11 protein-coding genes are annotated in these 14,133 nt (G+C 73.3%); 3 read left to right on the top strand and 8 right to left on the bottom strand.

What is annotated here, in order from left to right; all coding sequences use genetic code 11:
• Positions 1-27 precede the first annotated feature (27 nt).
• Positions 28-726, top strand: a complete 699-nt coding sequence (locus ACGFI9_RS34985; protein WP_393184992.1) for a class I SAM-dependent methyltransferase — start codon at positions 28-30, stop codon at positions 724-726.
• A gap of 94 nt (positions 727-820) precedes the next feature.
• On the top strand, positions 821-1,459 hold the full coding sequence (locus tag ACGFI9_RS34980) for a lipoprotein (RefSeq protein WP_393184990.1): 639 nt from the start codon (positions 821-823) through the stop codon (positions 1,457-1,459).
• 88 nt (positions 1,460-1,547) lie between these two features.
• On the opposite strand, the gene ACGFI9_RS34975 is transcribed toward ACGFI9_RS34980, so the two are convergent.
• From ACGFI9_RS34975 to ACGFI9_RS34940, 8 genes are all read right to left on the bottom strand, one after another.
• Entirely contained in the window at positions 1,548-2,468 is a 921-nt protein-coding gene (locus ACGFI9_RS34975) for an ROK family protein (protein WP_393184989.1), read from the bottom strand.
• Positions 2,465-3,910 (bottom strand): lyase family protein, encoded by a 1,446-nt coding sequence (locus ACGFI9_RS34970; RefSeq protein ID WP_393184987.1) that lies wholly within the window; start codon positions 3,908-3,910, stop codon positions 2,465-2,467. Before ACGFI9_RS34970 ends, ACGFI9_RS34975 begins: the two co-directional genes overlap by 4 nt.
• 67 nt (positions 3,911-3,977) lie before the next feature.
• Complete coding sequence (locus tag ACGFI9_RS34965) at positions 3,978-4,931, bottom strand: amidohydrolase family protein (RefSeq protein WP_393184986.1); 954 nt, start codon at positions 4,929-4,931, stop codon at positions 3,978-3,980.
• A complete protein-coding gene (locus tag ACGFI9_RS34960; protein WP_393184984.1) occupies positions 4,928-5,758 on the bottom strand; it encodes a creatininase family protein in 831 nt (276 codons plus the stop codon). The genes ACGFI9_RS34965 and ACGFI9_RS34960 overlap by 4 nt, the downstream gene beginning before the upstream one ends.
• A complete protein-coding gene (locus ACGFI9_RS34955) occupies positions 5,746-7,530 on the bottom strand; it encodes an ABC transporter permease (protein WP_393184982.1) in 1,785 nt (594 codons plus the stop codon). Before ACGFI9_RS34955 ends, ACGFI9_RS34960 begins: the two co-directional genes overlap by 13 nt.
• Complete coding sequence (locus tag ACGFI9_RS34950; RefSeq protein ID WP_393184980.1) at positions 7,527-8,600, bottom strand: ABC transporter ATP-binding protein; 1,074 nt, start codon at positions 8,598-8,600, stop codon at positions 7,527-7,529. Before ACGFI9_RS34950 ends, ACGFI9_RS34955 begins: the two co-directional genes overlap by 4 nt.
• A 122-nt stretch (positions 8,601-8,722) precedes the next feature.
• Complete coding sequence (locus ACGFI9_RS34945; RefSeq protein WP_393184978.1) at positions 8,723-9,766, bottom strand: extracellular solute-binding protein; 1,044 nt, start codon at positions 9,764-9,766, stop codon at positions 8,723-8,725.
• 49 nt (positions 9,767-9,815) lie between these two features.
• Positions 9,816-10,979 (bottom strand): ROK family protein, encoded by a 1,164-nt coding sequence (locus tag ACGFI9_RS34940; protein ID WP_393184977.1) that lies wholly within the window; start codon positions 10,977-10,979, stop codon positions 9,816-9,818.
• 417 nt (positions 10,980-11,396) lie between these two features.
• On the opposite strand from ACGFI9_RS34940, the gene ACGFI9_RS34935 reads away from it, so the two are divergent.
• A complete protein-coding gene (locus ACGFI9_RS34935) occupies positions 11,397-14,117 on the top strand; it encodes a sugar-binding protein (RefSeq protein WP_393184975.1) in 2,721 nt (906 codons plus the stop codon).
• Positions 14,118-14,133: the final 16 nt, after the last annotated feature.

Here is a 14,133-nt window from a genome sequence, read left to right as displayed (position 1 = left end):
CGTAGACAACTCTGATGATCGATTCCCGTGCCTGCTCGCTACATCGGAGTACCCGCCTGTCCGTATCTTGGATGCCTACTGCCGGTCGCTCTAAGCCGGGCGCTGCGCCGGCTGGCGGCGGCCGGGGTGCGCCCGGGGCGGGCGCTGGACGTCGGCGCGGCCGGCGGCGGCAACACCCGGGTGCTGCGGGCGCACGGCTGGCGGCCGCTCGCCCTGGAGTACAGCGCGGAGGGCGCCGGGGTGGCCCGGGAGCGCGGTCTGGCGGTGATCCGGGCCGACGCCCGGCACCTGCCGGTCCCCTCGGCCAGCCTGGGCCTGGTGGTCGCCTTCGACATCCTGGAGCACTTCGACGAGGACCACCTCGCCGCCGCCGAGATCCGTCGGGTCCTGCAGCCGGGCGGCACGGCGCTCATCGCGGTGCCGGCCGACATGCGGCTCTGGTCGGCGCACGACGTCGCGGTCAGGCACGTCCGCCGCTACGACCGTGCCGGGCTGCGCGCCGTGGTGGAGAAGGCCGGCCTGGTCGTCGACGAGCTGTGGAGCTGGAACGTCCTGCTGCGGCCGGTGGCCGCCTGGCGGCGCCGGCGGTCGACCGGCAGCGACCTGGACGCCCCGCACCCCGTGGTGAACCTCGGCCTGCGCACGGTCGTGACGGCCGAGCGGTACCTGCCGGTGCGGAGCCTGCCCGGCGTCTCGCTGATGCTGCGCGCCCACCGCCCGGCCTGACCGGCCGGTAAACGGGTCCGCGCCGACCACCAAGATCTACTAGCATCCCTGGACCACCGTCGAACAGGACGGCACGGAAGCAGGAGGAACGGGGATGCTGCGACGTACCGCGACGGCCGTGCTGGCCGCACTGATCCTTGCCGGGACCGCCGGCTGCGGCGACGAGCAGCCGCGGGCCACCGCGAGCCCGTCGGCGTCGCCGAGCCCGACCGCCTCGCCGGTGGTCGCCGGCCCGCCCTGGTACGACGAGGTCGCCCCGGCCGCCGCGGCCGGGGAGATCGGCGACAAGGCGAGCCCGTGCCCGATGGAGCTCATCTTCTCGGTGCCGGCGAAGTGGCGGGCGAAGGCGGTGAAGAACGGCCGGGACGCCGCCATCGGCCGCGCGGTGCCGGTCTGCGAGATCGACGCCAAGCCCGCCGGTCACCTCGGCTTCCTCCGGGTCTGGAAGGCTGACGGGCGCGGCAGCCAGCAGGAGGTCATGGACAAGTTCCTCGACGTGTACGGCGAGGCCACCGGCCGGCAGTACCGCCGGACGAAGGCCGGACCGCTCGACTCCTTCGAGGCGACATTCGTCGGGCCCACCGGCACCCACGAGCGGGCGATCCTGGTGTCGACCATCTGGGGGCGGTTCCTGCTGACCCTGGGCGGGGCGGACGACGCGGAGCACCAGGCCATGCTGCCGGCGTACCAGCTGGCCAAGCAGACCGCGAAGAACAACCGGAACTGGGAGTGACCCGCGCCGGCTGAGCCGGTGGACCAGCCCGCACGAGCGGGCGTCGCGGGTGCGTCCGGCCCGCCGGGGGCGGGCCGGACGGACCAGGTCAGCGGGGCGAGGGCACCGCCTCCCGGGCCAATGTGAGCGCGCCGAGCAGCGCGGCGTCGTCGGCGAACCGGGAGAGCACCACGTCGGGCCGGTGCGGCAGCACCTCGGTGAGCCGGCCGACCAGCATCCGGCGGATCAACGCGCTGCGGGTCACCCCGCCGACCAGCACGACCCGCTGCGGGTCCAGCAGCAGGCAGCAGGTGACCAGGTGCCGGGCCACCTCGTCGACCCGGGCGGCCAGCGCGTCGCGCGCCGGCCCGGGCTGCTCCGCCGCGGTGGCGAGCCCGGCGGCCCCGCCCGGCACCCCCAGATCCTCGGCGAGCCGGTCCAGGGCCCGGCCGGAGAAGTCCAGCTCCAGCATGGTCCCCGGCCAGGGGCCGCCGGCCACGGCGTACCCGATCTCGCCGGCCGCGCCGCGGTGACCGGGCAGGACCCCGCCCCCGATCGTCACGGCCGCCGCCACGCCGGTGCCGATCCCCACCACGAGCCCGGGGTCGGTGTCGCGCAGCGCGCCCAGCCGCAGCTCGGCCAGGGCGGCGGCGTTCAGGTCGTTGTCCACCGCCACCCGGGTCACGTCGAGCGCCTCCCGGACCGCGTCGGCCAGCCGCAGCCGTTCCCAGCCGGGCACGTTGGGGGCCAGGTCGATGCCGTCCGGGCGGACCACGCCGGGCGAGGCGACCCCGGCGGCGACCAGCCGGCCACCGACGCCGGCAACCAGCTCCCCGGCGAGGTCCAACGCCCGTTCCAGCGCCTGCGGCGCGCCCCGGTCGGCGTACGTGGGGACCCGCCGCTGGACCAGCAGCCGTCCCTGCGCGTCGGCCACCCCGACGGCCATCTTGGTGCCGCCGAAGTCGATGCCGAGCAGCAGTCCGTCGGTACGGGTGCCGGCGACCGGAGGCCCCGAGAGCCGCACGCTCACCGGGCCACCAGCTCGGCGGCGACCGCGTCGAGCGCCTCGTCGGCCCGGTGGAGGCGGTCGCGCACCGCCGCCAGCCGGTCGGCGGTCGCGTCGAACGCGACGCGCAGCGTACCCACCTGGGCGCGCACCGCGGCGGCGCCGGGGCCGTCCGCCTGAACCCGGTTCAGGACCAGGTCGGGACGGACGGCGGCGGCGATCAGGTCCCCGACCGCAGCGTCGTCGAGCGGACCGGCGAGCCCGTCGGCGGCGGCCCGGACGCCCTCGGCGGTCCAGGTGTCCGGCGCGCCGGCCCGGACCAGCCGGCCGACCACCGAGTGGGCGGCCCGGAACGGGACGCCGTGCCGGGTCAGCGCGTCGGCCGCCGCGGTGGTGGTGGCGCCGGAGGCGACGATCTCCTCCCGGCTGGGCGGGGACAGCGGCGCGATCTCGGCGAGGAAGCCGCCGACCAGGGCGAAGAAGCGCGCTGCCCGATCGTTGCTCTCCCAGAGCCGGACCTGGACGTCGGTGGTGGCGTTGTTGGAGTCCTCCCACCAGGCGGCACCCACGTTGTTCAGGACCGAGGCGGCGTCCGCTGCGGCCGCGCCGGCGTACGAGACCAGATGCTCCAGCACCACCGGGTTGCGCTTCTGCGGCATGATGCTGCTGCCCTGGGTGAAGTCGGCCGGGGTGGTGACCCAGTTCCAGCTCAGCCAGTCCATCAGGGTGCGGGCCAGCCGCGCCCCGGTCGCCAGGGCCTGGGCGTTGAGCGTGCCGACCCGGACCAGGTGGTCGGCGCCGGCGACGGCCTCGTAGGAGTTGGTCACCAGGCCGGCGAAGCCGAGCAGCTCCGCCACCCGGGCCGGGGCGATCTCCAGGTCGGTGCCGGCGAACGCGCAGGAGCCCAGCGGCGAGATGTTGAGCTGGTCGATCAGGTCGGCGTAGGCGGCCGCCTCGCCGGCGAGCGCCTCGGCGTACCCCGCGAGGGCGTGTCCGATGGTGGTGGGCTGGGCCGGCCGGCGGTGGGTGTAGCCGGTGATGACCACGTCCGCGTACCGATCGGCCCGGTCGAGCGCGGTCCGCCCGGTGGCGAGCACCCGGTCCAGCACGCCGAGCAGCTGGTCGCGCAGCAGCATCCGGAACACCCCGGCGTCCAGATCGTTGCGACTACGGGCCATCTGCACGTCCAGCTCGGACGTCGGGATGCCGCACGCCGCGGCGAGCCGCTTCTCCAGCAGGTAGTAGGTGTCCTCGAAGCTGCCGTCGTACGCCGGCGCCGGAGTCGTGTCGGCGCGCAGCTCGGCCAGCCCGCGCAGCAACCGGGCGCCCCGCTCGGCGGGGATCAGCCCCTGCTCGGTCAGCATCACGACGTGCGCCTGGCTGGCGCGCACCATCGCCGGGTAGAGGTGGCCGACGTGGTGGTCGTACGTGGGCGCCAGGTGGTGCCGCTGGTAGGTGGTCAGCATCGCGGTTCCTTACTTCCTTCCAGGCCGGGGCTCGGACGCGGCGCCCGTCGCCCCGGGTTGCGGCCGGTCAGTCGGTCAGGCCGAGCAGTCGTTCGGCGTTGCCGGCGAAGATCGCGCGGAGGTGGTCGTCGGGCAGGCCCAGCTCCCGGCAGACCCGCAGTTGGTCGTCGAGGTAGCGGGTGACGTAGCCACGCGGGAACCAGGACGAGTCACTGCCGAAGACGATCCGGTGCGGGCCGATCGTCTCGTAGCAGCGGCGGAAGAGGTCCTCCAGCGTCAGCTTGTACGGCATCCAGCGCACCCACTGGTTCGAGCCGGACGTGTCGACGTGGATGTTGGGGCAGCCCCAGGCGGCGAAGAAGAGCTCCTGCACGTACTGCACGCCGAAGTGCGGCACCACCACGGCCAGCTCCGGGAAGCGGCGGGCCATCCGGGCCAGCTCGTCCGGGCCGCCGTACCGGCCGATGCTGAGGCCGCCGGCGCTGCCGTAGTGGCCGATGTGGATCAGGACGGGCACGCCGAGGCGCTGGGCGGTGCCCCAGAGCGGATCCAGGTCCTCGTGGTCCAGCGGGCCGCGCAGCAGCGGGGCGAACAGCTTCAGCCCGCGCAGGCCGCGCTCGGTCACCGCGCGCTCCAGCTCGCCCGCGGCGTCCGGGCCGTACGGATCGTGGTGGGCGAAGCCGAGCAGCAGATCCGGGTGGCGGTCCACCACGTCGGCGAGGGTGTCGTTGCCGCCGCCGGTGACGAAGACGGCCCGGCGGACGTTCACCGCGCGCAGCTCCTCGGCCCAGCGGTCCGCCTCGTCCTGCCAGCGCTCGGCGGGCGGTTCCGGGGCGGGGAAGCCCCACGCCTGGCGCCACTGCCGGGCGTACGGAGCCGAGCCCGCGGCCCGTACCGCCCGCTCGTGCTCGCCGCCCGGGTGCATGCCGGCGGCCTGCTCGCAGGCGTGGATCGTCTCGTCGGCACCGATCCGGAAGTGCAGGTGGAAGTCGACGACGTCCAGTCCTCGGTCGACGGTCATGACTCTCCCCCGGTCGGCAGCGGGTCGGCGGTGGGCGGGGACGGCGCCGGGGCGGCCACCCAGGCGGCCACGATCTCCCGCAGCCGCTCCACGGCGAGCGCGCGTACCCTCCGGCCGGCCTCCTCGCTGGCCAGCGAGACGTGCCCCGACCAGCCCTGCCAGGGGTCGGGGCGGGACTCGACCAGCACGTACGGATGGCTCACCGGCAGCTTGGGTCGCGGCGGCAGGTCGGCGGCGGCGGCCAGACGTACCGCGCCGGGGTCGAAGCCGAGCACGCCGGAGGTCTCGTACGCGCCGCCGTGCCCCCGGGCGGGCGGCTCGCCGAAGATGTCGGCGGTCTCCGCCGGGGTGACCAGCTGGAACCAGTTGACCAGCAGCAGGCTGGCGGTCCTCCGCCCGGAGACCCACTCCATGGCGGCCCGGACGGTGGACATGTTGGCGTCGTGGCCGTTGACGACCAGCAGCCGGGGGAATCCGGCCGCGACGATCCCGTCGATCACGTCGGCGAGGTAGCCGACCGCGATCTCCGGTCGGATCGCGACCGTGCCGGGCCAGGGTCGGGTCTGCCCCGGGCAGGCGGCGTAGGCGACCGCGGGGAAGAGCACGCCGCGCGGCCCGGGACCCTCGGCGGCGCTCTCCCCGGCGAAGCCCTCGGCGAGGATCAGGTCGGTGCCGAGCGGCAGGTGCGGGCCGTGCCACTCGACCGCGCCGACCGGGAGCACCGCGAAGTCCGCCGCCGCGGCGACGGCTGCCAGCTCGCCGCCGGGGATCCGGGCGGCGGGGAGCAGTCCGCCGCCCGCCGGCCACCGGTCGGTCACGCCGTCCACTGCGCCGCCTCCCGGTTGGCCCGGCCACCGTTCTCCAGCCGCCCGGAGATCACCATGACCACGAAGATCAGGACGACCTGGAGCATGCCGTACGCGGCGGCGGTGCCGACCTCGAACGAGTACATCCGGTTGTTGATCTCCACCGAGATGGGCGCGGTCTCCGAGGTGTAGATGAGCACCGAGGCGACGAACTCGCCGACCCCGTGCACGAAGGCGAGCAGCGCCCCGGCCAGCACCCCCGGCAGCATCAACCGCAGGGTGACCGTCCCGAACGCCCGCCACCAGGAGGCGCCGAGGTTGCGGGCCGCCTCCTCCAGCGACGGGTCGAGCTGGGCCAGCGTCGCCGAACTGGACCGGAAAACGAGCGGCAGGAACCGCACGAAGTACGCCAGCGGCATGATCCAGAAGGTGCCGATCAGGACCTGCCCGAAGCTGAACGCGTTGCCGGTGCTGAACGCCGAGATCAGGTTGATCGCCACCACCGTGCCGGGCAGCGCCCAGGCCAGCATGACCGCCACGTCGAGCAGGCCACGGCCGCGGAAGTTCAGCCGGCGCACCGCGTACGCGATGAGCACGCCGACCACGACGCAGCCGACGGTGGCGATCAGGCTCATCTGCAGCGAGTTGACGATCGGCCGGTACGCCTCCGGGTCGGAGAAGATCGTGACGAAGTTCTGCGTGGTGTACGCCGAGGGGATCACCTCGGTGGTCCAGGAACCGTCCTGCGAGAAGGCCACCAGTGCGATCGTCCCCACCGGGGCGAGCAGCACCACGGTGGCGAGCACCGAGGCGAGCAGGGCCAGCCAGCGGCCGAACGGGTTGGTGATCTCGCGGCGGTGCGCCGCGATGCCCTTGGACTGGGACCGGTAGCTGCGCCGCCCCTCGTACCAGCGCATGCCGAGCAGGAACAGCACCGACACCACGCCGAGCACCGAGGCGTACGTGGAGGCCATCGGCAGGTCGCCGTTGGTGCGGTTGATGTAGATCTGCATGGTCATCGTCTGGTCCACCCCGAACAGCAACGGAGCGGTGTACGACGCCAGCGACGTCATGAAGACCAGCAGCGAGGCGGAGACCAGCGCCGGGGTGAGCATCGGCAGCAGCACCGTGCGCCAGACCCGGACCCGGCCGGCGCCCAGGTTGTACGCGGCCTCCTCCACCGACGGGTCCATGCCGACCAGCGCGGCCGAGGTGGCCAGGTAGAAGAACGGGTACATGGTGAAGGTGTGCACCACCAGCACCCACGCGATGCCGCTGAACGGCAGCACCGGGCTCTCCGTGCCGAACAGGTGCTGAAGCCCGCGCGGCAGGATGCCGGTCTCGCTGTAGAGCAGCTGGAACGAGATCGCCCCGATCAGTGGCGGCAGTGCCGCCGGCACCAGGATGATGGCCTCGATCAGCCGGCGGCCCGGGAACGAGAAGCGCTTGAGCAGGAACGCCATCGCCACCCCGACGATGCCGCAGAGCAGCACGCTGGCCGCCGAGATCACCAACGAGGTGACCAGCGCGGACCGGGCGACCCCGTCGCCGGTGAGGAAGGTCGTGTAGTTCGCCGGGCCGTCCACTCCGACGCTCTCGGCGAAGGTGGCGAACATCGGCTGGACGACGTACCCGAAGAGGATCAGCGCCAGCGGGAAGACCAGGACGTACGGGAACCAGGGCGAGTTGGCGCCGGCGGTGAGCCGCCGGGACCGGCGGGGCCGCGGCGGCGCCGGTTCCCCGGTGGCCGGCGGGATGGTGGCCGCGCCGGGGGTGGCCGGGATGGTGCTCATGGGCGCACCACCCACATCCGCTCACCAGGCAGCCGCAGCCCGACCTGGTCGCCGACGGCGAGTCCGGCGGGGACGTCGATCGCCGCGACCTGCACCGGCTCGCCGGCCACGTCGACCACCAGGTTGGTGGCCATGCCGGTGAACTCCAGCTCGGCCACCCGCCCACTGACGGCGCCGGTCTGGGTGGCCGAGGTGAGCCCGATGTGCTCGGGCCGCACGGAGACCAGCGCGACGCCGCCCTCGCGCAGCCCGTGCCCGGCAGGCGCGGCCACGGCCACCTGGTCACCGCCGGGCAGCGCCACGGTGACGGTCTCCGGGCCGGCTGCGGCCACGGGCAGGCTGAGCACGTTGCTGCGGCCGATGAACCGGGCCACGAACGCGTTGGCCGGCCGGTGGTAGATCTCCTGCGGCGCGCCGATCTGCTGGACCCGGCCGGACTCCATCACGGCGATCCGGTCGGACATCGCCATCGCCTCGGCCTGGTCGTGCGTGACGTAGATGGAGGTGGTGCCGGCCTCCCGCTGGATCCGGCGGATCTCGACCCGGGTCTCCTCGCGCAGCTTGGCGTCCAGGTTGGACAGCGGTTCGTCGAGCAGCAGGGTGCGGGGCCGGATGACCAGGGCCCGGGCCAGCGCGACCCGCTGCTGCTGGCCGCCGGAGAGCTGGTCGATGCGGCGGTCGCCGTACCCGGCGAGGTGTACCTGGCCCAGCGCCTCCTCGACCCGCCGCCGGGACTCGGCCCGGCCGACCCTGCGGATCTTCAGGCCGTACGCGACGTTCTGCGCGACGGTCATGTGCGGGAAGAGCGCGTAGTTCTGGAACACCATGCCGGTGTCGCGCTTGTTCGGTGGCCGGTGGGTGACGTCCTCCTCGCCGAACCGGATCCGCCCCGAGGTGGGGAAGTAGAAGCCGGCCACCATGCGCAGGGTGGTGGTCTTGCCGCAGCCGCTCGGTCCGAGCAGGGTGAAGAACTCCCCCGCGGCGATCCTGAGGTCGACGTCGTCGACGGCCGCGGTGTCGCCGGCGCGCGCGAAGCGCTTGCTCACCGACTCCAGCGTGACATCGATCATGATGTCTCTCCTTGCGTCCGGTACCGGGTCCGACCGGTGGTGGGTGGGGCCAGACCCGGTCTGGCGGTGCGTACGAGAGGCGGGGTGCCGGGCACGGTCACGCACCCGGCACCCCGGAAGGATCAGCCCTTGTTCTTGATCTGGCTGTTCCAGTGGTTGATCCACTCGGTCTCGTGCTTGCCGACCACGTCCCAGTTGACGTCCAGCGGCTTGAGGTTGAGCTGGGTCAGCCACTCCGGCTTCTGGGCGATGTCCACGGCCGGGATCTGGTAGTAGTCCTTGGCCAGGTCGGCCCGGAGCGAGTCGTCGAAGAGGAACTCGATGAACTTCTGGGCGCCGGCGGTGTTGCCGCCCTTGACCGTAGCCAGACCGTCGACCAGGACCGGGGCGCCGGAGGCCGGCATCACGTACCCGAAGGGCATGTTGGACTGGTTGGCCTGAAGCAGGATGTCCTGCAGGTTCCAGGCGCTGAGGACGCCCTGCTGGCGGGACATCTTCAGGTAGAGGTCGGTCGGGTTGGCCGCGTAGGCGCCGGTGTTGGCGTCGAGCTTCTTCAGCCAGTCGTAGCCGGGCTGCGGGTTGCTGCCGTCCGGCGACTGCCGCTGGATCATCGAGGCGTAGATCGACCGCATCGTGCCGGAGGCCGCCACGTCACGGATGATGATCTTGTCCTTCCACTCCGGCTTCAGCAGGTCGTCCCAGTCCTTCGGGGCCTGCTCCGGGGTGAGGGCCTTGTTGTTGTACATGATGACCTCGGGCAGCAGGATCTCGCCGAACCAGCGGCCCTCGGGATCCTTGTACTTGGCGTCCATCTTGCCCGCGAACGACGGCTGCCAGGCGGCGAGCAGGTCCTCCGAGGCGCCGGCGGCCAGCCCCTGCTGGGTGCCACCCCACCAGACGTCGGCCTGCGGGTTGGCCTTCTCGGCCCGAACCCGCTCCAGGATCTCCTGAGCGCCGAGGTTGAGGACCTCGACCTTGCCCTTGTACTCGGGGTACTTGGCGGTGAACTTGTCGACGACGAAGTCGGCGACCTTCTTGTCGCGGGCCGTATAGATCGTCAGCTTCTCGGTGCTGCCGGTGGCCGCGTCGTTCGCGCCGCCGCCGCAGGCGGTGCCGGCGGCGAGGACGGCGGCGAGCGCTCCGGCGAGAAGAAGTCGACGTCTCATGGGGTACCTCCGAGGGGTGTGGGGGAACTGCGTTGTTCGGCGGGAAAGGTCAGGGGGTCGGCAGCAGGGTGGACAGTCCCGCGGCGGCGGCGGAGAGGGCGTAGCTGACCGCGCCGTGCAGCACGGCCCGGTCGCCGAGGACCGCCCGGCGGACCTCGGTCGGGCTGGGCGCGGCGGCCGACACCAGGTTCTGGAGCCGGTCGACCGCAGCGTCGTCCAGCTCGGCGGCGGCCCCGCTGAGCAGGACCCGGCCGGGGTCGACGACACAGGCGCAGGAGACGATGAGCCGGGACCAGGCGACCAGCACCTCGTCGAGGTACGCGGCGGCCCGGTCGTCGGCGGCGGCCAGCTCGACCAACGCCCGGACCGGCGACTCGGGACGGCGGCCCGGGGCCAGGGACACCACCTTCTCGGCGATCGCGCTCTCCGACCAGCGGGCCTCGAACGGGCCGATCCCGTCGTGCCCGCGGTCGGCCGGGTCGAGGGGCAGGAAGCCGACCTCGCCGGCCGCCCCGCCGGATCCCCGGCGGACCTGCCCGTCCAGCACCAGGCCGGCGCCGACGCCGTCGGCCACGTGCAGCAGGAGCAGATCGGCGACGTCCGTGCCCGCCCCGGCCGCGTGCTCACCGGCGGCCATCAGGTTCACGTCGTTGTCCACCACCACGGGTACGCCGAGCCGCCGCTGCACCGACTCCCCTACCGGCCTGGCCTCGACCAGGCCGACCGAGGGCGCGAGCCGGACCGCGCCCCCCGAGGAGACGCCCGGGGCGGCGATGGCGACCCCGCGCAGCGCGGGCAGGCCGTCGCCGGCCAGCTCGGGCACCGCCTTGCAGATCAGGTCGACGATGTCTCCGGTCAGCCGGACCGTCCGGTGCGCGACCACCGCGCCGTCGCTGTCGGCGATCTCGCAGCTGATCCGGGACGGCTCGAGCGAGACGGCGGCGACCAGTTCGGCGCGCGGGTTGAACTCCAGCATGGCCCGCGGCCGTCCGGCCCGGGACGCACCGGGCCCGCGCTCGATCAGGTATCCCTCGGCGATCAGGTCGCGGACCAGCGGGGTGAGCGTGGCCGGGCTCAACCCGGTGAGCTCGGTGAGCTCGGCACGGGAGAGCACCCGTACCTGTCGGGCGGCGGAGATCACGGAGAGCCGCTTGATCTCCTTCGACCGCTCCCGGCTCACCGGGCTCGTCGGTGGTGTCACCACGTCAGTCACACTTCCTTCCTACGGCGAACGAATTATTGAGTCAAGTAACGAAACGATCTCAGCCGACCAGGCGACCGGCGATAAGCAGCGGAAATGTCGACGAATCCGGCCGCGACCGGACAACGCTCCGCCGAGACCAGCAAGATCGGGAGGCACCATGACGGCCGACTTCGTTTCTTCCGCAAATTAAGAAAGATCTTGCACAGCATTGACGGCCCGTCGCGTCGGTCCCTAGCGTCACCGAGCGAAGGCCTTCCAGTGTGTACGGAGTCCCGCACCGCTGCGTACCCGGCGGCCCGGGCGCCGCCCGGCGTCCGCCGTCCCGCCGCCCATCACCCACCGTCCGAACGCGACCAGCACGTCGGCGCCCTCCTGCGTCCGATGTCGATGGCCGCTGCCCGGACCCGCCCAGACGGAAGGATCCGCATGCGACTCAAGGCGTTCCTCCTGCCCACGGCACTCGCCCTGGCCCTCTCCGGGGTCCCGGGCGTGGCCCTCGCCGCACCCGCGCCCACCCCGCCCGCCGGGAGCGTCGACCTCGACGTGCTCTTCGTCAGCGCCCACCCCGACGACGAGGCCGGCAGCCTCGCGACCCTCGGCCAGTGGAAGGAGAGGTACGGTGCCAAGGCCGGCGTCGTGACCATCACCCGGGGCGAGGGTGGCGGCAACGCGGTCGGCCTCGAGGAGGGCCCACCGCTCGGCATCATCCGGGAGCGCGAGGAGCGCACCGCGATCGGCCGGGCCGGGGTGGAGAACCTGTACAACCTGGACCGGGTCGACTTCTGGTACACCGCCTCGGCCCCGCTCTCCGAGCGGATCTGGGGACACGACGACACTCTCGGGCAGATCGTGCGGGTGATCCGGCAGACCCGTCCGGAGATCGTGCTGACGATGAACCCGTCGCCGACCCCGGGCAACCACGGCAACCACCAGCAGGCCGCCCGGTTCGCCGCGGAGGCGTTTCACGCCGCCGCCGACCCGAACGCCTTCCCCGAGCAGCTCTCGAAGGAGGGCCTGAAGCCCTTCCGGCCGGCGAAGTTCCTGCGTACGGGCGGCACCGGCAGCTCGTCCGCCGGACCGGCGTGCGCGTCGAGCTTCGTCCCGACGGTGCCGACCGACCAGGTCTTCGGCGTCTGGGAGGGCACCCCGAGCAGCACCGGGAAGACCTGGGCGGAGATCGAGGTGGACGCCCGCCGCGACTACGCCACCCAGGGCTGGGCGGGCACCGCCGCCGCCCCGACCGACCCGGCCAAGATCCGCTGTGACTTCTACACCCTGGTGGACAGCCGGGTCCCGTACGACCCGGCGGACACCTCCCCTGAGGCGATTCTGCGCGGCTCGGTGCTGCCCGCCGCGCCCGGCGGCCTACCCCAGGGCACCGAGCTCTACCTGACCACGGACCGCTTCGACCTCGCCCCCGGCGAGACCGTCGAGGTGACCGCGCACCTCCGGGCGCCCGGCAACCAGGCGCTGACCCGGCCGCGGATCGCCCTCCGGCTGCCCGAGGGCTGGACCGCCACCGGCTCCGGCACGCTCCTCGACGCGGTGCCCGCAGGCCAGGAGCGGACCGCCACCTTCACCGTCACCGTCCCGGGCACCGCCGGCACCAACCAGCAGCGGTTCGTCGGGGCGACTCTGGCCACCGGGCAGGGCACCGGCCGTACGGACCGGGCGGTACGGGTGGTCGCTGACGTGCGGGGCAGCCTGGAGCCGCTGCCCGAGGTGGGCATCTTCCGGGACTGGGTCGGCGACAGCGGCTACCCGCAGTTGGACACGCTGATCAAGCCGGTGCTCACCATCGGTTCCGGGCAGCGCCGGTCGGTCCGGGTGGATCTGCGCAACCACGGCGAGGCCGCACAGCGCGGACAGGTCACCCTCGGTCTGCCGACCGGGTTCACCGCCGACGCGGCCACGAAGAGCTACGCCGAGCTGGCCCCCGGCGAGACCGGCGCGGTGAGCTTCACCGTCACCAACACCGACGCCGGCCTGCCCACGGCGAACGAGGGCGGCACGGACGGCGACTACGGGATCACCATCACCACCACCAGCGCCGCCGGCAGCACGGTCGAGACCGGCGCCCTGGAGATCGTGCCGACCAGCGAGGTGCCGCACGCCGGGACCGCCCACGCGGTCGACGGGGTGGCCGCCCCCGGCGAGTACCCCGGCCCGGAGCTGGACCTCTCCCGGATCTGGGAGGGCGAGCCGACCACGCCGCAGGACGCCTCGGCGATCGGCCGGATCGCGTGGACCGAGGACGCCCTGAAGGTCTACGTCCAGGTCACCGACGACGTGCTCGGCCGGAAGGTGGTGCCGCAGGACTGCAAGCGGCAGCGCCGTACCGACAGCGTCGAAATCATCGTCGACCCGACGGGGAACTCGGCGGACACCTCGACCGTGTTCAAGGCCGGCATCTTCCCGGTCACCGACGACCCGGCCAACGGCGACCCGCCGTGCTGGCAGCGGGACGCCGACAACCGGCAGGGGCCGGGCGCGACGACCGCGCCGGGCATGACCGTGGTCAGCAAGGTCAGCACGCCGTACACGGGCTACACCATCGAGGCGAGCATCCCGTTCGCGGTGCTGCCGGACGCGGTCGACCCGGCCCGGATGGGCTTCAACGTGCTGGTCTACGACTCGGACACCCAGGACCTGACCTCGCAGTCGCGGCTCGGCTGGTCGACGTTCACCGGCGTCCGGGCCGACCCGTACCGGTACGGCCTGGTGACCCTGCCCGGGTACACCCCGGCGACCCGCCAGCCCAGCGCGCCGGTCTTCCCGGACACCGCCGCGCGCAGCGTGCACAGCCCGCAGACCATCGCGCAGTCGAGCATGGACGGGGTCGCCCCGGCCGCCGTGCCCCGGCTGCCGGCCGGCGCGCTGCGGCTCACCGACGCCCGTACGGTCGCGGACGGCGTCTCGGTCACCCTGGTGGCGGACCGGGCCGGCACCGCGTACCTGTACGGCTGGGACGGTGACCAGGCCACCGGCAGCCGCACCGTGCCGCTGTCCGGCGGCTCGCCGGTGACCGTGGTGGTGCCGGTGACCTCGGGTACGCCGACGTCGGTGCTGGCCGCGTTCGAGGCGGACGGCGCGGCGCTGGCACGCCAGCTCACCTCCCCTGACGCGAAAGGAAGGGCCTCCTGTTAACAGACGTGTGTTGACA

This window comes from Micromonospora sp. NPDC048930 (genome assembly GCF_043197935.1).
Taxonomy (GTDB): domain Bacteria; phylum Actinomycetota; class Actinomycetes; order Mycobacteriales; family Micromonosporaceae; genus Micromonospora.
The sequence above is the reverse complement of the archived record's forward strand: the minus strand, read 5'-3'. Positions and strand labels throughout refer to the sequence as shown.

Coding starts and splice junctions, on each gene's coding strand:
- ACGFI9_RS34980 (WP_393184990.1), top strand. CDS start 821: ATGCTGCGACGTACCGCGACGGCCGTGCTGGCCGCACTGATCCTTGCC.
- ACGFI9_RS34970 (WP_393184987.1), bottom strand. CDS start 3,910: ATGCTGACCACCTACCAGCGGCACCACCTGGCGCCCACGTACGACCAC.
- ACGFI9_RS34965 (WP_393184986.1), bottom strand. CDS start 4,931: ATGACCGTCGACCGAGGACTGGACGTCGTCGACTTCCACCTGCACTTC.
- ACGFI9_RS34955 (WP_393184982.1), bottom strand. CDS start 7,530: ATGAGCACCATCCCGGCCACCCCCGGCGCGGCCACCATCCCGCCGGCC.
- ACGFI9_RS34950 (WP_393184980.1), bottom strand. CDS start 8,600: ATGATCGATGTCACGCTGGAGTCGGTGAGCAAGCGCTTCGCGCGCGCC.
- ACGFI9_RS34945 (WP_393184978.1), bottom strand. CDS start 9,766: ATGAGACGTCGACTTCTTCTCGCCGGAGCGCTCGCCGCCGTCCTCGCC.
- ACGFI9_RS34935 (WP_393184975.1), top strand. CDS start 11,397: ATGCGACTCAAGGCGTTCCTCCTGCCCACGGCACTCGCCCTGGCCCTC.